We start from the raw sequence: 19,308 nt of genomic DNA on the forward strand, positions 1-19,308 counted from the left end.
ATGAAGGTCGTTTTTGCCGGCACCCCCGAATTCGCAGCCGTGGCGCTGCGGGCCATCCACGCCGCGGGCTTCGAGATTCCCCTCGTGCTGACGCAACCGGACCGTCCGGCCGGCCGCGGTCTCCAGTTGCAACCCTCGGCCGTCAAGCAGTATGCGGCGGCCCAGGGCATCCCCGTCGCACAGCCGCTGTCGCTGCGGATGGATGCCAAGGATCCGCAGCGCGCGCAGGAAGCAAGGCAGGCACACGAACTCCTGCTTGCCACGGACTATGACGTGATGGTGGTGGCCGCCTACGGCCTGATCCTGCCGCGCAGCACGCTCGACATCAAGCCCTGCATCAACATCCACGGTTCGCTGCTGCCCCGCTGGCGTGGCGCCGCGCCGATCCATCGCGCGATCGAGGCGGGCGACCATGAAACCGGCGTGACCATCATGCAGATGGAGGAAGGGCTCGACACCGGCCCGATGCTGCTGATCGAGCGCACGCCGATCGGCCCGCTGGATACGACGGCCGTACTGCACGACCGCCTGGCGGCGATGGGGGCCGGCATGGTCGTCAAGGTGCTGCACAAGATGGAACATGACGTGATCGAAGCGGTGCCGCAGCCGGAAACAGGGGTCACCTACGCGGCCAAGATCGCCAAGGAAGAAGCCGCGCTGGACTTTACCCGGCCCGCACGCGAAGTCGACCGCAAGATCCGCGCCTTCAATCCATTCCCCGGCGCCCATGCGGTGGTGAACGGCACGGTCATCAAGCTGTGGGGCGCCGAGCTGCTGGAAGCGGACAGCACGGCCCCAGCCGGCCAGGTGCTGGCCGCGGATGCACAGCACGGCATCGTCGTGGCCTGCGGCAGCGGTGCGCTGCGCCTGACCCATCTGCAGAAGCCGGGCGGCAAGCGCCTGCCGGCCGCCGAATTCATCAAAGGCTTTGCACTCGAGGGCTTGCGTTTCGAGTGACGCATTTCAGCGGGGCGGCAGCCCCGTCCCAAGCAGGGAACATGCTACCGACGCTGTTCCACTGCGACTTCTTCCCCCCCCGCCATTTACAGCCTCGATACATGCAGGCCGTCGCCGAAAAAGCGTTCTTTGTCACATTCCATTGGCGCCAATGTATTAATGCCAGTAATTTAGATATCTTCCATTCAACATTTACGTTGTATCGGCACAAACTCGGCGATTATATGTACCGGAGTGAAGGCCCCAACAGTTACTATGTTTACTCCTCTTCACCTTTTGTTGAGAAGAATCATGTTCAGATCACTTGCATTTGCCACATTGCTGGCTGCCAGCTTCACCGTTCACGCGGCACCGGTGTGGACCTTTTCGTATACCGGTTTCCTGGAAAAGAACACCGGGGTTTTCTCCGATACCTATACGCTCAGTGGTTCATTTTCCGGCCAGGATAGAAATCGCGATGGCTACTTGGAAAAAAACGAGATCACCAGCTTTTTCCTGAATGGCGTGGATTACATCGGCTGCGCCGGTGCCAGCAACGAGTTTTATAGCTGCGGCACCGACAGCTTCCGCTACAAGATGCGTGGCAGCGAGCTCGCATTTTCGGCCGGCGTGAGCGGCCGCGACCCGGAAGGCTATTCGAGCGGCGGCCATTATTTCACTGCCGGCGATGGCGAATACGAATATAACTATTCCCCCTATTCCGCCAGCGAAAGTGCCTACCTGTGGACTGACCAGACCAGGTTCACCATCGGCATGGGCAAGGGCCGCAGCCCCCTGATGGCCGCCCCGATGCAGGTGCTGGCGGTGCCGGAACCGGGCACGTGGGCGATGCTGGCCACCGGCCTGCTCCTGGTGACGGGCATGGCACGGCGTCACCGCCGCCAGCCGCTCCAGCCAGTCCGCGGCTGATTTTTCCGCTGTCCCCGGCGCTCATCCGCCACCTGCGGCGCCGGCCCGCCCCGGCGCCGGTCCACGGCAGCATACCCGCTGCCGCATTCCCTCTTCATGCAACCCCGCCGCGCAGGTACCGGTGCCGACATCCGCTGGCCGGCATGCAACGCTGCGCGTTAGCGTAGCCGCCGGCAAGGCACGGGCGGCCTCGTGGCCGATTTCCGGCCGCAGGGGCAGCCACTCCCCGCCGGAGCGCGCATGCCGCTTTGCCGTATAATCAGTACCCCCTTTCCGTTCCCCGACCGATACCAATGAACCAGCCCGCCAGCCGTCCCGCCTCCCAGACCGAAGCGCAGTTGCGCGACATCCTGTCGCGCCGCATCATGTTCCTCGACGGGGCGATGGGCACCATCATCCAGCAATACAAACTCGATGAAGCGGCGTATCGGGGCGAACGCTTCGCGGACTTCGCGGCACCTGCCGACAGCGGTGCGCGCGAGCTGTTCGTGAAGGGCAACAACGAGCTGCTGAACCTGACGCAGCCGCACATCATCCAGGAAATCCACGAACGCTACCTGGCGGCCGGCGCCGACCTCATTGAAACCAACACGTTCGGCGCCACCGGCATCGCCCAGGACGATTACCACATGGCGCATCTCGTCCGCGAGATGAACCTGCAGGCCGCGAAGCTGGCGCGCGCGGCGGTGGACAAGTACAGCACGCCGGACAAGCCGCGCTTCGTGGCCGGCGCGCTCGGCCCGACGCCGAAGACCGCGTCGATCTCGCCGGATGTCAACGACCCGGCCGCCCGCAACGTCACGTTCGACCAGCTGGTGGCATCGTATTACGAGCAGCTCGGCGCACTGGTCGAGGGCGGTATCGACGTGGTGCTGGTGGAGACCATTTTCGACACGCTGAACTGCAAGGCGGCACTGTTCGCGATCGACCAGTATTTCGACGATCACCCGGAACAGGAGCGGCTGCCGCTGATGATCTCGGGCACCGTCACCGATGCGTCCGGTCGCATCCTGTCCGGCCAGACCGTGCCGGCCTTCTGGAATTCGGTGCGCCACGCCAGGCCGGTCACGATCGGCCTGAACTGCGCGCTGGGCGCGGCGCTGATGCGCCCCTATGCCGAAGAGCTGTCGCAGATCGCCGATACGTTCGTCTGCATCTACCCGAACGCCGGCCTGCCCAATCCGATGAGCGACACCGGCTTCGACGAGCTGCCGGCCGATACGTCGGCGCTGCTGCGCGAATTCGCCGAGGCCGGCTTCATCAACATGGCCGGCGGCTGCTGCGGCACCACGCCGGACCATATCGCCGCCATCGCCGACCTGCTGAAGGACATGAAGCCGCGCGCCCTGCCGCGCATTCCCGTGGCGCAGCGCCTGTCCGGCCTGGAGCCGTTCACGATCGACGACGACTCGCTGTTCGTCAACGTGGGCGAGCGCACCAACGTCACCGGCTCGAAGGCATTCGCGCGGATGATCCTGAACGAACAGTACGACGAAGCGCTGTCCGTCGCGCGCCAGCAGGTCGAAAACGGCGCCCAGGTCATCGACATCAACATGGACGAGGCAATGCTCGATTCGCTGGCGGCGATGACGCGCTTCCTGAACCTGATCGCCTCCGAGCCGGACATCTCGCGCGTGCCGATCATGATCGACTCGTCGAAATGGTCGGTCATCGAAGCCGGCCTGAAATGCGTGCAGGGCAAGTCCATCGTCAACTCGATCTCGATGAAGGAAGGCGAGGCGGAATTCATCCGCCAGGCGCGCCTGTGCCGCCGCTACGGCGCCGCGGTGATCGTGATGGCGTTCGACGAGACGGGCCAGGCCGATACCTTCGAGCGCAAGATCGAGATCTGCGAGCGCGCCTACAAGGTGCTGACGGAAAAAGTGGGCTTCCCGGCCGAGGACATCATCTTCGACCCGAACATCTTCGCCGTCGCCACCGGCATCGAAGAGCACAACAACTACGCCGTGGACTTCATCAACGCCACGCGCTGGATCAAGGACAACCTGCCGCACGCGAAGATCAGTGGCGGCGTGTCGAACGTATCGTTCTCGTTCCGCGGCAACGACCCGGCGCGCGAAGCGATCCACACGGTGTTCCTGTACCACGCGATCAAGGCCGGCATGACGATGGGCATCGTCAACGCGGGCATGGTCGGCGTGTACGACGACCTGCCGGCCGAGCTGCGCGAGCGCGTCGAGGACGTGGTGCTGAACCGCCGCCCCGATGCCACCGAGCGGATGATCGAATTCGCCGGCACGCTGAAGGCCGGCGGCAAGCAGGAAGCGGCGACCCTCGAATGGCGCTCGGCGCCGGTGGAGAAGCGCCTGGCGCATGCGCTGGTGCACGGCATCACGCAGTGGATCACCGAAGACACCGAAGAGATGCGCCAGCAGGTGCTGAACAGCGGCGGCCGGCCGATCAACGTGATCGAAGGGCCGCTGATGGACGGCATGAACATCGTCGGCGACCTGTTCGGCCAGGGCAAGATGTTCCTGCCGCAGGTGGTGAAATCGGCGCGCGTGATGAAGCAGGCCGTGGCCCACCTGATCCCGTACATCGAGGAAGAGAAGCTGGCCGAGGAAAAGCGCACGGGCATCGTCGCCAAGCCGAAGGGCAAGATCGTCATCGCCACCGTCAAGGGGGACGTGCACGACATCGGCAAGAACATCGTCTCGGTGGTCCTGCAGTGCAATAACTTCGAAGTGGTCAACATGGGCGTGATGGTGCCCGCGTCCGAGATCCTGGCGCGCGCCAAGGTGGAGAATGCCGACATCATCGGCCTGTCCGGCCTGATCACGCCGTCGCTCGAGGAGATGGCGCACGTGGCCAAGGAAATGCAGCGCGACGAGCACTTCCGCATGCTGAAGATCCCGCTGCTGATCGGCGGTGCCACCACCAGCCGCGCCCACACGGCGGTGAAGATCGCCCACAACTACGAGGGCCCGGTGGTGTACGTGCCGGATGCATCGCGTTCCGTATCGGTGGCCCAGTCCCTGCTGACGCCGGACGCGCGCGAGCGCTATGTGGAAGAACTGCAAACCGACTACGCGCGCATCCGCGAGCAGCATGCCAACAAGAAGGCGCTGCCGACGGTGACGCTGGCCGCCGCCCGCGCGAACAAGGCAAAGCTCCAGTTCGCGCCCGTGAAACCGAAGTTCGTCGGCCGCCGCCTGTTCCGCAACGTCGACCTCGCACTGCTGGCGCAATACATCGACTGGGGCCCGTTCTTCCAGACCTGGGACCTGGCCGGCCCGTTCCCGGCGATCCTGACCGATGAAGTGGTCGGCGAGGCTGCCACCAAGGTGTTCGAGGAAGGCCAGGCGCTGCTCAAGCGCATCATCGAGGGCCGCTGGCTGACCGCCAACGGCACGGTCGCGCTGCTGCCAGCCAACAGCGTGAACGACGACGACATCGAAATCTACACCGACGACAGCCGCAGCGAAGTGGCGTTCACCTATTACGGCCTGCGCCAGCAGGGCGTGAAGCCGGTGATCGACGGCGTGCAGCGCCCGAACCAGTGCCTGGCCGATTTCATCGCGCCGAAAGCCTCCGGCGTGAAGGACTACATCGGCATGTTCGCCGTCACGGCCGGCCTGGGCATCGAGAAGTACGAGAAGCGCTTCGAGGATGCGCACGACGATTACTCGTCGATCATGCTGAAATCGCTGGCGGACCGCCTGGCCGAGGCATTCGCCGAATACCTGCACGAGCGCGTGCGCAAGGACCTGTGGGGCTACGCGACGGACGAGCGGCTGACGAACGAGCAGATGATCCGCGAGGAATACGCTGGCATCCGCCCCGCCCCCGGTTACCCGGCCTGCCCGGAACACACGGTGAAGGCCGAGCTGTTCCGCGTGACAGGGGCCGAGGAGATCGGCATGGAGCTGACGGAATCGTTCGCGATGTTCCCCGGCGCCGCCGTGGCCGGCTTCTACTTCGCCCATCCACAGTCGAAGTACTTCACGGTCGGCAAGATCAACGAAGACCAGCTGAACGACATGGCCGAGCGCCGCGGCGTGCCGAAGGCCCAGCTGGAGAGCTGGCTGGCGCCGAACCTGTAAGCCACCGGGGACAGGTGCCTGTCCCCTTTCGTATCTTCCCGCCTGTATTCTTCAGGCGTTCCGCGCTCCGGCGCGGAAGCACCACGCGGCCAGTGCGCCGAACAGCGCGGCAAACGCCAGCTGCACCCCGGCGCAGCGCAGCGCGGCCTCGATGCCGAGGCCGCGCCACGTGACGGCATCGAGCCCGTCGATCGCCCAGCGGGCCGGCACGGCCAGCGATACCTGCTGCAGCCATTCGGGAAAAATGAACGACGGCACCCAGGCACCGCCCAGCATCACGATCATCAGCGTGGCGAACGTGGCGATGCCGCGCGTCGCTTCAGGCGTGCGGCCCAGCGCGGCGACCAGCAGCCCGAACGTGGCCGTCATCAATGCGAAACTTAGCGTGACGAGCACGAAGCCGGCCGGGCTCGTGATCGTTACCCCGAACAGCAGCACGGCGCACAGGAAGATCGCCACCAGCAGGGCCGCCGCGATGATCGTGCCCGACAACAGCCGCGACAGCAGCACCTGCCCTTGCGTGACGGGCGCGGCCAGCAGCCGGCTCCAGATGCCGGCACGGCGCGCCGCCAGCAGGCCGATGCCCCAGTCCACGCCCATGAACAGGATGAACTGCACGCCCATGCCGGCAAACGAGTGGGCGTAGGCGTCGTAGGCCGGGCCGGCGCTGACGGCCTCGTCGCGCAGGGCGAACGGCATTCCCGCGCCGGCCGGGAGCGCCGCGCCCAGGCCGGAGGCCCTGGCAATCATTTCGGCATTCACGTTCTGCATGGCGTGATGCGTCAGCAGGCCTTTCACCATCGCCAGCACGGCCGCTTGCGATGGATCGAACAGCAGCGGCAGCGTGGGTGCCAGGGCCGTGCCGGTCAGCGCGCCGGCCGCCGCGTCGCCGAATCCCGGCGGGATCACCACGGCCACGGTGGCCTTGCCGGCGGCCACCCGGGCGCGCGCGGCATCGAGCGGCAGTACCTGCACGCGCAGGTTCGCATCGGCCTGCAGGCTGGCCACGAGCTTGGCGGCCAAGCCCGAGCCATCCTGCTGCACGACGGCGATGTCGATCCTGCCGGTCTGGCCGTTGCCGGTGCCGCCGAACAGGGAGCCGAAGAACGCGGCCACGATGACCGGCACCAGCAGGTGGATCGCCAGCGCGCGGCGGTCGTTGACGTAGAGGAGCAGGTCCTTGCGGATCAGGGCGAGAATGGCGGTCATCATGGGCTCCTTCAGTCGCGCAGCGAGCGCCCGGTGAGATCGAGGAAGACGTCCTCGAGGCGCGCGCGCGCGGTGGCGAAATGCACCGGCAGCTGGCCGCGGTCGCGCAGCCAGTCGAGCACGGCGATCGCCTGGGCGCCATCCTCCAGCCGCACATCCCACGTGGTGCCTTCGCCAAGCACGCCCGCCACGCCCGGCAAACGCGTCAGTCCGCCGGCCAGCTCGCCGGCCAGCGGTGCCGCCAGTTCGACGTGCAGCGCGGCGCGCGCCGGCAGCCGCGCGTACAGCGCCGCCGGGCTCTCGTCCGCCAGCACCCTGCCGTGGTCGATGATGACGATGTGATCGGCCAGCCGCTCCACTTCTTCCATGTAGTGGCTGGTGTAGACGAGCGCCGTGCCGGCGCGCTGCAGCGCCGCCAGCGTGTCGAAGATGGCATTGCGGCTTTGCGGATCGACGCCGACCGTGGGTTCGTCGAGGATCAGCAGGGCCGGCTCGTGCAGCAGCGCGGCGGCGATGTTCAGGCGCCGCTTCATGCCGCCGGAAAAACTGGCGGGCCGGTCGCGCGCCCGGTCGGCCAGGCCCACGAGTTCCAGCACCGCCGCGCAACGCGCCGCCAGCGCGGCGTTCTTCAGGCCGTACAGCGCGCCGAACAGTTTCAGGTTGTCGATCGCCGGCAGGTCGTCATACAGCGCCAGGTCCTGCGGTACCAGGCCGATGTGGCGCCGCGCATCGTGGTGCCGCGTGCCGACCGGCTGGCCGGCGAGCAGGACCGCGCCGGCATCGGCATCGAGGATCCCCGCGAGCATGCCGACGGTCGTCGATTTGCCGGCGCCGTTCGGCCCCAGCAAGCCCACCGTCTGGCCGCGCCGCACCTGGAACGACACATCGTCGACGGCGCGCCGCTTGCCGTAGCACTTCACCAGCTTGCGCACATCCAGCAATACGTCCTGCATCGTTCTCCTCAATTGAAAACGGCACCGCGCCGCGATGCCGTCCGATACCAGTGATGGTGCCGCGCGCTCAGATCGCGTAGCGCACCACGTTGTCGCTCCACTCGAAGGCGGACATTTCCAGCTCCACCAGTTCTTCGGTGGACATCTCGAGGTCGCGCAGCGCCGGCATGATGGCGTCTTCCATGTCCTCGATGCGCTCGATGCATTCGGCCAGCTTCAGCAGCTCGCCAAAGAAGCCGCTGCGGTACACCAGCGCCTCGGCCACTTCGTCGCCAACCGCGATCTGGGTCAGCAGCTCGGCCATCGGGATCGAGAACAGCGTGTCCATCAGCGACATGATACCCACCGTGAACGCAATGTCGGCCACGTGGCGGTGCGCCGGGCGCAGCTTGTGGGCCAGCAGTTCCAGCAGCCGGCCGCGGGTGGTGGCCAGCATCAGCAGCGGGGTCTGGTGGCCGCCGCGCTTGCCCGGTTCGGCATACAGCATGATCTGCAGCCAGCGCTGCAACTGGCGGCGGCCGAGGATCGCCACGGCCTGGCTCAGCGAATCGATGCGCTGGCGCGCGCCCACCGCCGGCGTGTTCACCAGGCGCAGCAGGTTGATCGCCAGCGACGCATCGCGCTTGATCGCCCGTTCGATCTCGATATTGTCGGCGTCGGACACGACCAGCGTCATCAGCTCCATCACGGCCAGCTGCGACGGCGACAGCTTCTTGCCGCTCATGATGGCCGGCCTGGCGAAATAATAGCCCTGGAAGTAGTCGAAACCCAGGTCCAGGCACGTCGCGAATTCCTCGCGCGTTTCGACTTTTTCCGCAACCAGCCGCTTGCCGGCGCCTTTCAGGCTGGCGGCCAGGGCGGCCAGCGCGGCGGGCTGCGCGTCGGCCTGCCAGCCACGCATGCTCAGCTTCACGAATTGCGTCATCGGCAGCATGGCCTGCAACTGCGCGCTGTCGCCGCGCACATCGTCCAGCGCGAACTGGAAGCCGTGGCTGGCCAGGTCGGCCATCCGCGCCAGCACCTCGGGCGTGGCCTGCAGGGTCTCGACGATCTCCAGCACGATTTTCTCGCGGGGCAGGAAGCCGAAGATATCGCTGTGGAGCGCATGTTCATCGATATTGACGAACCCCAGCCCGTCGCCGATGACTTTTTCCACGCCCAGCTGCGACGCATGGGCGATCACGGCCGCCGTGGCGGACAGCTCGCTGGTATCGATGTGCGCGGGGCCGACCGGGCCGTTACGGAACAGCAGCTCATAGCCGAACAGTGCGCCGTGGCGGTCGAGGATGGGCTGGCGGCCGAGGTAGAACTCGCGCACGCGCAGGGACGGGGACTGGCTGGCGCCGGACAGGTCGATCATGGGAAAACGTTCTCTCTATTTTTTATTATTTTGACAGCCCCGGCGCCACAGGGGGCGGAAATATGTTTTTCTGAGGTAATCCATCCACAAAACACAGCATTTCGCCGGCCGCGCATGCCGTCCAGCGCTCGTTCGTCGTCAGCGGCTGGGTGACGATGATCGCCACCCGGTCGTGCGGCGTGGTCACCTGCGAAAAGTCCACGCGCACGTCTTCGTCGGACAGGATCGCCGTGTCGAACGGGTGCTGGCGCACCAGCCAGAACAGGTTGGTGGAACAATGCGAAAACAGCGCCGAGCCATCGGACAGCATCATGTTGAACGTGCCATGGGCGGCAATGCCGGGGACCAGTTCGCCCAGCGCGGCGCCGAGCTCATCCAGCGCCGGGCGGGTATCGCCGAAGCGGCGGCGCAACTCCTGCAGCAACCAGCAGAACGCCCGCTCGCTGTCGGTGGTGCCGACCGGCCGGTACGGTCCGTCGAGGACGGGATTGAATGTCTTCAGGTCGCCGTTATGGGCGAACACCCAGTAGCGGCCCCACAGCTCGCGCATGAACGGATGGCAGTTCTCCAGCGCCACCTCGCCTTGCGTGGCCTTGCGGATATGGGCAATGACGTTGCGCGACTTGATCGGGTAGGTCTTGATCAGCGTGGCCACCGGTGAATCGACGGCCCTCTGGTGATCGACGAAATGGCGCACGCCGGCGCCTTCGAAAAATGCGATGCCCCAGCCATCGTGGTGGACATCGGTTCGGCCGCCGCGCAGGGCGAAGCCGGTAAAACTGAACACAATGTCGGTCGGCACATTGCAGTTCATTCCCAGGAGTTGGCACATGGTATGACGTGGTAAGGTATTGCCGACCGTCACCTTACCACAGCTGCGCCACTGGAGATCCGGGCGCCGGATATGTGTTGCGAATGGGTACCGATGTTCAATGCCGCAGAAGTTAATGCAGTAAGACAGGTTGACTCATCAGCGAGTCGTAGTTGCCGAGGAATTCGTCGATTTCCTCCATCGTGGGTTCGTTGGCGATCAGCTGGTTGACATCGCGCCGGAAGTTCTGCGCCAGGACGCCGGCAATGAAGATTTCACGCTTGCCGCCCTTGTCGACGATTTCATAGCCGCCGAAGCGCAGGGATTCGAGATCGCGATCCGGTCCGAACTCGACGACGCTGTACTGCTCGCTGTTGTAGATGAGGTTCATATCGCTTCCTTCTCTCAAGGACGAAACCGGCGGGTTCCGTATTGTTGGGCTTTCCATTTCACTTTCGAGGTGGGGCTGTGGCAGCCCATTTCAAGAGGCGAGCCGGCGAAGTCAGGAAGCGAAGGCAGATGCCGCGACATCGTCGCAGAGGGACAGCAGCGTATCGTAGGGCGGCGCCGACAACATCGCGCGCAACTGTCCGACATGGGTGGCATCAGCCAGGCTGATATAAAGCTGCGCCGGCTGGCGCCGCAAGAGACGGTTCAATGTAACACGCAATATCACGTTACCGGCGCAGCATAGGCAGCCGGGGGCGATACGGTGCACTTGCACGCCGGGCGCCTCGGCAAGCGGGGAATGCGGATCGGCCAGGCCTTCGATGATGACGGCCGCCGGCGCGGGTGGCGGCAGTGCGCCGCCACCCGCAATGCCGGCTGACGGGGCGGCGGGCAGGCGCGCCGCGATCGCGGTTTCACGATCGAGGGCGCGCCGGCCAGTCACCAGCGTTGTGGGAACGGGAGACGGCAAATCAGACTTGCTGGTTTTTCTTGGCGAGCTTGCCCGGCTCCACGCCCAGCTGTTTCAGCTTGCGATACAGGTGGGTGCGTTCCAGGCCCGTCTTCTCGGCCACGCGCGTCATGCTGCCGCCTTCGCGCCCCAGGTGGTGCTCGAAGTACATGCGCTCGAAGGCATCGCGCGCCTCGCGCAGCGGCAGGTCGAACGACAGGCTGAACATGTGGCCTTCGCCACCGCTGCCACGCGCCACCGCGATGCCGTGCGCGCCCTGCGGTGGCATCGGCGGCACCCCAAAGCTCGGTGGCGCCGCTTCCTCGACGGGCGGCAGGGCGGCCGGCCGCTGCGCCATCACGGGTGCTCGCACCACTTCCTGGCCGCGCGCCAGCCCGGCCTGCACCGCCTTCAGCAGCTTCTGCATGGCGATCGGCTTTTCCAGGAAATTGAGCGCGCCGATGCGCGTGGCCTCGACCGCGGTGTCGATCGTCGCATGGCCGGACATCATGATGACCGGCATCGTCAGCAGGCCGTCGCGCTGCCACTCCTTCAGCAGCGTGACGCCGTCCGTATCCGGCATCCAGATGTCGAGCAGGACCAGGTCGGGGGCCCCGGCCGCGCGGGCCAGGCGCGCCTGCTGGGCATTTTCCGCCAGCGTGACCGCATGCCCTTCGTCACCGAGGATTTCCGAGAGCAGCTCCCGGATACCCATTTCATCATCAACTACGAGAATGTTTGCCATCTATCCCTGCCCTTCTGTTCTTTTGCACCGGTTGCCCGGCATTGTGCTGGTCGTGACAACGATTTTATGTGTCCTTCAATATTATGCCAACTGCACCGGTGCCAACTTTAACAGCAAAATCAGTACCGAAGCGCCACAACCGTCCGGATGGTTCTGGATGTCGATCCTGCCGCCATGCTCGTCGACGATCTTCTTCACCATGGCCAGGCCCAGGCCGGTGCCGCGCGCTTTCGATGTCACGTACGGCTCGAAGGCGCGCGCCAGGATCTTCGGTGCGAAACCGGGGCCATTGTCCGAGATCGACAGCCGCACCGCAATGCGCGTGCCGCCGTCCGCGCTCTGGTAATGGATCGCCTCGGTGACCACGTCCACGCGCGGCGCGCGGGTGCCATCAAGCACTTCCGGCAGGTCGGCCAGCGCATCCTGGGCATTCTGCAACAGGTTGTGGATCACCTGCCGCAACTGCGTTTCGTCGCCCATCACCATCGGCAGGTAAGGCGCCAGGTGCGCGCGGATGATGTCGTTCCCATCGCCGGCCACATACAGGTGGAGGATTTCCTCCACCAGGTCGTTCAGGTCGAGCGGCTCGAGCTGGGCCGGCGGCGTGCGCGCGTAATCGCGGAAGTCGTCGACCATCCGCTTCATCGCGGCCACCTGGTTGACGATCGTGCCGGCGCTCTTGTTGAGCAGCTCCACGTCGGCCGGCCCCAGTTTGCTTTCCAGCTTCATCTGCAGCCGCTCGGCCGACAGCTGGATCGGCGTCAGGGGATTCTTGATTTCGTGCGCCAGCCGGCGTGCCACCTCGCCCCATGCGATCGAGCGCTGCGCCGAGATCACGTCGGTGATGTCGTCGAATACCACGATGTAGCCGCCGCCGCCCTCCAGCGGCAGGCGCGAGCCGCGCGTCAGCAGGATCAGGTCGCTGTCGTCCGGATTGCTGGCCAGCCGCGGGATTTCGATCTGGCGCTGCCAGTGCAGGCGCTGCACGTTGCGGCCGGCCGCCGATTGCGCGCTCTGGGCGGAAAACGCGGCGATCACGGCAGCGGCAAATTCGTGCATGCCGTCCACGTCGGCCAGCGGCTTGCCGATCAGGGTCACGCCGGCCTTCTGCAGGATCCGTTCGACCGAGTCGTTGCACGTCACGAGCCGGAATTCCGTGTCCAGCACCATCACGCCGGCCGACATGTTGGCCAGCACGGACTCCAGGTGGGCCTTGGCGTTCTGCAGCGCGATGCGGTTGCGTTCCACCGCACTGCGCGCCTCGGAAAGCTGGCGCGTCATCGTGTTGAAGCTCTGGGTCAGCGTGCCCAGTTCGTCGGAACTGGCGACGATCGGGCGTGGCGACAGGTCGCCCTCGGCCACCGCGCGGGTGCCTTCGGCCAGCAGCAGCAGCGGCTGCGCCAGGTCGTTGGCGATCAGGAAGGCGGCGGCGATCGCACCGAACACGGCCAGCAGCAGCGTCAGCGTCAGCGTATAGACGTACATGCGGCGCAAGCCATCGCGGGCAACGTAGCGCTCCTTGTATTCGCTGTAGGCGGTGCGCAGCATTTCGCCGTCGCTCGCCAGTTGCGGCGCGACCGCCTGGATGATCTGCAGGTAGCGCGGCGCGAGGCGCCCGCCGGACGGCTGCACCGGATCCGGCACCGGCATCAGCACGCGCAGCCGCAGCACGTTGTTCGGATCGGGCAGCATGGCCGCCCCGCGCTCGTCGCGCGCTTCGCTGCCGCCTTCGGGCACCGCGTATGGCGGCTCTTCCTGCGCCTTGGCCATCATGGCGGCGCTCGGCAAATCGCCGGACAGGTTGGTGCGGCGCTCGCCGATGGCGGAGACGATCAGGCCGCCCTCGGCATCGACGATGATCGCGCTCTGCGTGCGCGGATGCTCCTTGACGAAGCGTGCCAGCGCCGACGGCGCCGCGTAGAACGGCAGCGAAGCCAGTTCCTGCGCCGTCTTGTCCGCCTCGCCCTTCAGCTCCGTCAGCGACGCATCGAGCGCCGAGCGGCCCAGGTCCAGCCCCGCCTCCAGCGCTTCCTCGACACGCACGTTGAACCACGAATCGATCGAGTGCGACACGAACTGCACGGAAACCAGGAAGATCACGAGCCCCGGCAGTACGCCGATGGCGGCGAACAGCATCACCAGCCGCGTCATCAGCCGCGAGCCGAACTTGCCGCTCTTGTAGCGTGAGTAGAGCCGGAACAGGGAAACGCCGACCAGCAGCAGCAGCGCGACGGCCACCGCCGCATTCAGGCCCAGCAGCCAGGAATAATGGCGTTCGAAGAAACCGGAACTGTCGGAAGCGGACGCCAGCAGGAACAGCAGGATGCTGCACACGGCGCCTGCAACGACGAACAGATACCGCAAGGCCTTGGTCACTTACTCCGCCCTGTACTGGAAGGTTCTCTTCTGCGAAGCCAGGTTCCAGTCGCGGTTGTTGAAAGCGTTGACCTGGATCGGCTTGGGCAGGTAATCGCGGTCCATGCCCATGCTGAGGGTGACGTTGTAGATTTCGCCGACCTTCAGCGCGCCGCGCGGCGCCACCACCCAGCGCGTGGGCCGGCGGATGAAGAACAGCGCATCATCCAGCGTTTCGAAGTTCTGCCGCACGCTGCCTTCGATCCGCACATGGTACTGGCGCGTCAGCACATCGTACCAGAGCTTGTGGGTGCGCCTGGCGGTCACCGCCTTCTCGTCGAACCAGTACCAGCGCGGCCGCGTGAAGGTGATCTGCGTCGAGAAGTTCAGCGCGACGCCATATTGCAGCGCGTCTTCCAGGCCGTGGTTCAGGTCGAAGGAGTACGCGGCGGACAGGCGGTAACCCTCTTCCGCCGCTTCGATGTAGGCGCGGGTTATTTCGACGGTTCCTTGAGCACGGGCAGCCTGCGGCAGGGCGCAGGCCAGCATCAGCAGCATTTGCCAGCAGAGGAATCGAACGAATCGGGGGATCACTTGCGCTTGTATGTGGTTAGGGCCGAAAACAGGAGCCAGTAACGTGATACAGCAAATGAATACTGCTGATACTGGCCGGAATTGCTACGCATCCCTGGATCGATACATGTAAGAACTTCAGCATCTGCACTTTTCAGCATCTGCTTCAGCTTCTGTGAACGTCATGCATCCTTCTGGAACAACGCGTAAAACAGTCCATCGTGATCCTGTTCGGCACCGCCCACGGGCAGCAGCTGACCGGGCGCATCGAGTCGCGTGGCGCGATTGCGCACCGCGAAAGCGGCCGCCTGCGCCTCGGATTCCTGCGGCCACAACGAACATGTCACGAACAGCAATTTACCATTGGGCTGCAGCATCTGCCAAAGATTGTCGAGAATTTGCGCGGAAAGTGTTGCAAGTTGGAGCGTATCGCCCTTGCGGCGCAGCCAGCGGATATCCGGGTGGCGGCGCACGATGCCGGAAGCGGTGCATGGCACATCGGCCAGGATGCGCTCGAACGGCTGCCCATCCCACCAGTCGCGGCCCTGTGCCCCGGCTGCCTGCAGCGTGGCCGACAGTTCCAGCCGGTCCAGGTTTTCCTGCACGCGGGCCAGCCGCTGCGGGTCGACATCCAGCGCGGTAACGTTCGCGTTGGCCAGTTCGAGGATGTGGCCGGTCTTGCCGCCTGGTGCGGCGCAAGCGTCCAGCACGCGCATGCCGTCCTGGACATCGAGCAGCTGCGCGGCGAGCTGGGCGGCGGCATCCTGCACCGACACGTGACCGCTGTCGAAGCCGGGAATCAGATGCACGCCGACCGGCTTGTCCAGCCGCACCGCCGAGGCGCCGATGCGGCGCGCACCGATGCCGGCCTGGGCTAGCTGCTCCAGGTAAGCCTCGACCGTGCCCTTGCGGGTATTCACGCGCAGCGTCAGCGGCGGTGCTACGTTGCCGGCCGCAAGCACCTCCTCCCACTGCTGCGGATACGCGGTGATGGCCGCGTCGATCCACCATTGCGGGTAGTTCCAGCGCGCCTGCGGCTGCTGCAGCACGTCGGCCAGCAGCGTATCGCGTTCGCGCAGGAAGCGCCGCAGCAGCGCGTTGACCATGCCTTTCGCCCGCACGGTATCCGGGTGGGCGCCGGCCGCGGTCACGGCCTGGTCGACGACAGTGAAGGCTTCGTACGGCGCCGGGCCATCCTCGCCCGCCCCCATCAGCGGCAGCGCCGCGGCCAGCAGCGCGCCGACCATCGGGTCCGGCGCCTTCGGCGCCATCGCGGCCACCAGCGCGTCGCTGCGGCCCAGCTGGCGCATCGCCCGGTAGGCCACGTCCTGGATCGCGCCGCGCGCCTGCGGCGTGGCGGCGGGATTGGCGAACACGCCGGCCAGCGCCTGCGGCAGCGCCATGCCGCCGCGCACCTGGACCACGGCGGCGGCCGCGCCCAGCAGCGCAAACGCCAGCGAATCGGACTTCAGCTCGGCCTGGAACTCGGTTTGCAGCCGGGGCTTCAGGTCGCGGTGATGGCTGGCGCGCGGGCCGGACGGCGCTTCCGGCCGGGCGCGGGGCTGCTCATCCCGAAGCCGCTCGGCCGGGCGGGATTCGGCCCTGCGTGCCGCGCCCTTCGCACGGGTGGCGTCCCAGGGGCCGGCTGCGGGCCGTTGCGCCGCTGGCGCGGCCACGGGGGCCGACGCGGCTGGCTGCGCGGCTGGCCCGGCCACCGGCTTGGCCGCTGGCTTGGCGGCTGGCTTGGCGGCTGGCCTGGCCGGCGGTTTGGCCACGCCGGCAGTGTTGGCGGAAGCCGGTTTGCGGGCAGCCGGCTTTTTCGTGGCCGGAGCTGGCTTGCTCTTCAGCGACAGCGTCGGGCGCTTGTTCATCGTGTGCTTTCGTGGTGCTCTGTCAAGGGCGGGATTGTAGCAGTGCGGCGCTCCCGGCACGCCACTTGTCAATTATCAAGCGGGAACGCAAACCGGTATAATGTCCGATCTTCGAGACGCGTTTTGCGCGTTTTTTACACTGTTTTACTTCCGTCCAGATCCGACCGAATCCGCCCATGCTCGCCCAACAAAAACAACAGATCGCCGCCCTGTTCCAGGCCGCCCTCGCCCCGCTGCTGGAAGGCACCTCCGTGACCGCCAACGTGGTGCTCGAGCGCCCACGCGACCCGGCGCATGGCGACGTCGCCTGCAACATCGCCATGCAACTGGCGAAGCAGCTGAAAATGAACCCGCGCGAGCTGGCCACCAGGATCGTCGCCGCGCTGCTGGAAAACCCCGAAGGCAAGTCGCTGGTCGCCTCGGCCGACATCGCCGGCCCCGGCTTCATCAACCTGCGCGTGGCCGACGCCGCCAAGCAGGCCGTCGTCAAGGCCGTGCTGGCGCAGGGCGCCGCATACGGCCGCGGCGAAGCCGGCACCGGCAAGAGCGTGATCATCGAATTCGTGTCGGCCAACCCGACCGGTCCGCTGCACGTGGGCCACGGCCGCCAGGCGGCGCTGGGCGACGCGCTGTCGTCGCTGTTCGAGGTACAGGGCTTCGGCGTGACCCGCGAGTTCTACTACAACGACGCCGGTGTGCAGATCCACACGCTGGCCACTTCCACGCAGGCACGCGCCCGCGGCTTCAAGCCGGGCGACGCCGAGTGGCCCGACCCGGCCTACAACGGCGACTACATCGCCGACATCGCCGCCGACTTCCTGCTCAAGAAAACCGTGTCTGCCAGCGATGGCGCCCCCGTCACCGGTTCCGGCGACGTGGACGACCTGGAATCGATCCGCGCGTTTGCCGTCACCTACCTGCGCAACGAGCAGGATATCGACCTGCAGGCATTCGGCGTCAAGTTCGACAATTATTACCTGGAATCGTCGCTGTACAAGGACGGCAAGGTGGAAGCCGCGGTCGGCGCGCTGGTGGCCAACGGCCACACCTACGAGGATGGCGGCGCGCTGTGGCTGCGCACCACCGACTACGGCGACGACAAGGACCGGGTGATGCGCAAGACCGACGGCACCTTCACCTACTTCGTGCCGGACGTGGCTTACCACATCGTCAAGTTCCAGCGCGGCTTCACCCAGGCGATCAACGTGCAGGGCTCCGACCACCACGGCACCATCGCGCGCGTGCGCGCCGGCCTGCAGGCGGTCGGCATGGGCATCCCGCAGGGCTACCCCGACTACGTGCTGCACAAGATGGTCACCGTGATGAAGGATGGCGCCGAGGTGAAGATCTCCAAGCGCGCCGGCTCCTACGTGACGGTGCGCGACCTGATCGAATGGTCCGGCGGCGGCGACATCGCCAGGGGCCGCGACGCCGTGCGCTTCTTCCTCATCTCGCGCAAGGCCGATACCGAATTCGTGTTCGACGTCGACGTGGCGCTGAAGACCAGCGACGAGAACCCGGTGTATTACGTGCAGTACGCGCACGCCCGCATCTGCTCCGCACTGGCGAACTGGGGCGGCGACGAGGCGCAGCTGGCGAACGTCGACCTGTCGCTGCTGACCCAGCCGCACGAAGCCAGCCTGCTGGCCAAGCTGGCGGAGTACCCGGAAATGCTGCAGCGCGCCCAGGCCGAACTGGGCCCGCACCAGGTCGCGTTCTACCTGCGCGACCTGGCCAGCGAACTGCACAGCTACTACTTCGCGCACAAATGGCTGCTCGATGACGACGAAGCGCTGAAGCTGGCCCGCCTGGCGCTGGCGCTCGCCACCCGCCAGGTGCTGCGCAACGGCCTGGCACTGATCGGCGTTTCCGCGCCGGAGAAAATGTAAGACGACCTGAAAGGACTTCCCGCACAATGAGTTTCCGCTCTTCCCCCCGGCTGCCGCAACGCCAGCAGGGCAGCACGCTGGTCGGCATCATCATCGGCCTGGTCATCGGCCTGGTCGTCGCGGTGATCGTGGCCCTGATGATCACCAAGGGGCAGTCCCCGTTCACCGAACGCACGTCGCGCGCCGGCAAGCCGGCCGAATCGTCCGGCAAGATCGCCGATCCGAACAAGCCCATGTACGGCAACCGCGACGCGGTGCGCAGCGCCAACCGCGACTTCGAACGCGAGCAGAAGCAGCCGCCACAGGAAAGCCAGCCGCCGATGCCGGCCGCCGATCCGCTGCAGGCCGTGGTCGACCGGATCCAGAACGGCACTGAGCCGAAAGCCGCCACGCCGGCCGCACCGGTGCCGCCCAACACGGCCGCGCCACCGACGCAGTCGGCAGCGCCGGCGCCTTCTCCGGCAGGCGAGGACAAGTGGGTGTATTACCTGCAGGCCGGCGCCTACCGCGAAACCGCCGATGCCGAAGCGGTGCGCGCCAAGCTTGCACTGCTGGGCTTCGAAGCGTCCGTGACCGACCGCACCACCGATTCCGGCGTGCTGCACCGCGTGCGCGTGGGCCCGTTCTCGCAGGTCGAGACCATGAACAAGGTGCGCAGCAAGCTGTCCGAAAACGGCGTCGACGTCGCCGTGGTCCGCAACCAGAAATGATGGA

General features: G+C 66.1%; 15 protein-coding genes. 5 read left to right on the forward strand and 10 right to left on the reverse strand.

Translation table 11 applies throughout. The features are described 5' to 3' along the window. The 3 genes from fmt to metH all read left to right on the forward strand — a co-directional run bounded on the left by fmt (position 1) and on the right by metH (position 5,930). Positions 1-957 (forward strand): methionyl-tRNA formyltransferase, encoded by a 957-nt coding sequence (fmt, locus tag ACY34H_RS20105; protein WP_464979235.1) that lies wholly within the window; start codon positions 1-3, stop codon positions 955-957. Positions 958-1,191: 234 nt separating this feature from the next. Continuing rightward, entirely contained in the window at positions 1,192-1,866 is a 675-nt protein-coding gene (locus ACY34H_RS20110) for a PEP-CTERM sorting domain-containing protein (protein WP_464979236.1), read from the forward strand. A 293-nt stretch (positions 1,867-2,159) separates the two neighbouring features. Further along, positions 2,160-5,930 carry a methionine synthase gene (gene metH, locus ACY34H_RS20115; protein ID WP_464979237.1) on the forward strand — a complete coding sequence of 1,257 codons (3,771 nt, stop codon included), beginning with the start codon at positions 2,160-2,162 and terminating at the stop codon, positions 5,928-5,930. A 51-nt stretch (positions 5,931-5,981) separates the two neighbouring features. On the opposite strand, the gene ACY34H_RS20120 is transcribed toward metH, so the two are convergent. The 10 genes from ACY34H_RS20120 to rsmB all read right to left on the reverse strand — a co-directional run bounded on the left by ACY34H_RS20120 (position 5,982) and on the right by rsmB (position 16,342). Continuing rightward, positions 5,982-7,142 carry an ABC transporter permease gene (locus ACY34H_RS20120; RefSeq protein ID WP_464979238.1) on the reverse strand — a complete coding sequence of 387 codons (1,161 nt, stop codon included), beginning with the start codon at positions 7,140-7,142 and terminating at the stop codon, positions 5,982-5,984. 8 nt (positions 7,143-7,150) lie between these two features. Then, on the reverse strand, positions 7,151-8,092 hold the full coding sequence (locus ACY34H_RS20125) for an ABC transporter ATP-binding protein (protein ID WP_464979239.1): 942 nt from the start codon (positions 8,090-8,092) through the stop codon (positions 7,151-7,153). A gap of 67 nt (positions 8,093-8,159) precedes the next feature. Further along, positions 8,160-9,452, reverse strand: a complete 1,293-nt coding sequence (locus tag ACY34H_RS20130) for an EAL and HDOD domain-containing protein (RefSeq protein WP_464979240.1) — start codon at positions 9,450-9,452, stop codon at positions 8,160-8,162. A gap of 25 nt (positions 9,453-9,477) precedes the next feature. Continuing rightward, positions 9,478-10,284 (reverse strand): class II glutamine amidotransferase, encoded by an 807-nt coding sequence (locus ACY34H_RS20135; protein ID WP_464979241.1) that lies wholly within the window; start codon positions 10,282-10,284, stop codon positions 9,478-9,480. Positions 10,285-10,396: 112 nt separating this feature from the next. After that, complete coding sequence (locus ACY34H_RS20140; RefSeq protein WP_130186215.1) at positions 10,397-10,654, reverse strand: BTH_I0359 family protein; 258 nt, start codon at positions 10,652-10,654, stop codon at positions 10,397-10,399. A gap of 111 nt (positions 10,655-10,765) precedes the next feature. Next, positions 10,766-11,155, reverse strand: coding sequence for a GTPase (locus tag ACY34H_RS20145; protein ID WP_464979242.1), 390 nt, complete (start codon positions 11,153-11,155; stop codon positions 10,766-10,768). Between the two features lie 28 nt (positions 11,156-11,183). After that, positions 11,184-11,906, reverse strand: a complete 723-nt coding sequence (locus ACY34H_RS20150; protein WP_464979243.1) for a response regulator — start codon at positions 11,904-11,906, stop codon at positions 11,184-11,186. 81 nt (positions 11,907-11,987) lie between these two features. After that, positions 11,988-14,282: a sensor histidine kinase gene (locus tag ACY34H_RS20155; protein WP_464979244.1), complete on the reverse strand. Its 2,295-nt coding sequence runs from the start codon at positions 14,280-14,282 to the stop codon at positions 11,988-11,990. After that, on the reverse strand, positions 14,283-14,819 hold the full coding sequence (locus ACY34H_RS20160) for a DUF4390 domain-containing protein (RefSeq protein ID WP_464979245.1): 537 nt from the start codon (positions 14,817-14,819) through the stop codon (positions 14,283-14,285). 197 nt (positions 14,820-15,016) lie between these two features. After that, positions 15,017-16,342 carry a 16S rRNA (cytosine(967)-C(5))-methyltransferase RsmB gene (gene rsmB / locus ACY34H_RS20165; RefSeq protein WP_464979286.1) on the reverse strand — a complete coding sequence of 442 codons (1,326 nt, stop codon included), beginning with the start codon at positions 16,340-16,342 and terminating at the stop codon, positions 15,017-15,019. Positions 16,343-16,881: 539 nt separating this feature from the next. Between rsmB and argS the strand changes: the two genes are divergently transcribed. Together argS and ACY34H_RS20175 are read left to right on the forward strand one after the other, a co-directional pair. Next, positions 16,882-18,594 (forward strand): arginine--tRNA ligase, encoded by a 1,713-nt coding sequence (argS, locus tag ACY34H_RS20170; RefSeq protein WP_464979246.1) that lies wholly within the window; start codon positions 16,882-16,884, stop codon positions 18,592-18,594. 26 nt (positions 18,595-18,620) lie between these two features. Beyond that, a complete protein-coding gene (locus ACY34H_RS20175) occupies positions 18,621-19,304 on the forward strand; it encodes an SPOR domain-containing protein (RefSeq protein WP_464979247.1) in 684 nt (227 codons plus the stop codon). The last annotated feature ends 4 nt before the right edge of the window (positions 19,305-19,308 follow it).

The organism is Pseudoduganella sp. jia 9 (assembly GCF_055502615.1).

Coding starts and splice junctions, on each gene's coding strand:
- ACY34H_RS20120 (WP_464979238.1), bottom strand. CDS start 7,142: ATGATGACCGCCATTCTCGCCCTGATCCGCAAGGACCTGCTCCTCTAC.
- ACY34H_RS20140 (WP_130186215.1), bottom strand. CDS start 10,654: ATGAACCTCATCTACAACAGCGAGCAGTACAGCGTCGTCGAGTTCGGA.
- ACY34H_RS20125 (WP_464979239.1), bottom strand. CDS start 8,092: ATGCAGGACGTATTGCTGGATGTGCGCAAGCTGGTGAAGTGCTACGGC.
- fmt (WP_464979235.1), top strand. CDS start 1: ATGAAGGTCGTTTTTGCCGGCACCCCCGAATTCGCAGCCGTGGCGCTG.
- ACY34H_RS20135 (WP_464979241.1), bottom strand. CDS start 10,284: ATGTGCCAACTCCTGGGAATGAACTGCAATGTGCCGACCGACATTGTG.
- argS (WP_464979246.1), top strand. CDS start 16,882: ATGCTCGCCCAACAAAAACAACAGATCGCCGCCCTGTTCCAGGCCGCC.
- ACY34H_RS20175 (WP_464979247.1), top strand. CDS start 18,621: ATGAGTTTCCGCTCTTCCCCCCGGCTGCCGCAACGCCAGCAGGGCAGC.
- ACY34H_RS20160 (WP_464979245.1), bottom strand. CDS start 14,819: ATGCTGCTGATGCTGGCCTGCGCCCTGCCGCAGGCTGCCCGTGCTCAA.
- ACY34H_RS20130 (WP_464979240.1), bottom strand. CDS start 9,452: ATGATCGACCTGTCCGGCGCCAGCCAGTCCCCGTCCCTGCGCGTGCGC.
- ACY34H_RS20150 (WP_464979243.1), bottom strand. CDS start 11,906: ATGGCAAACATTCTCGTAGTTGATGATGAAATGGGTATCCGGGAGCTG.
- metH (WP_464979237.1), top strand. CDS start 2,160: ATGAACCAGCCCGCCAGCCGTCCCGCCTCCCAGACCGAAGCGCAGTTG.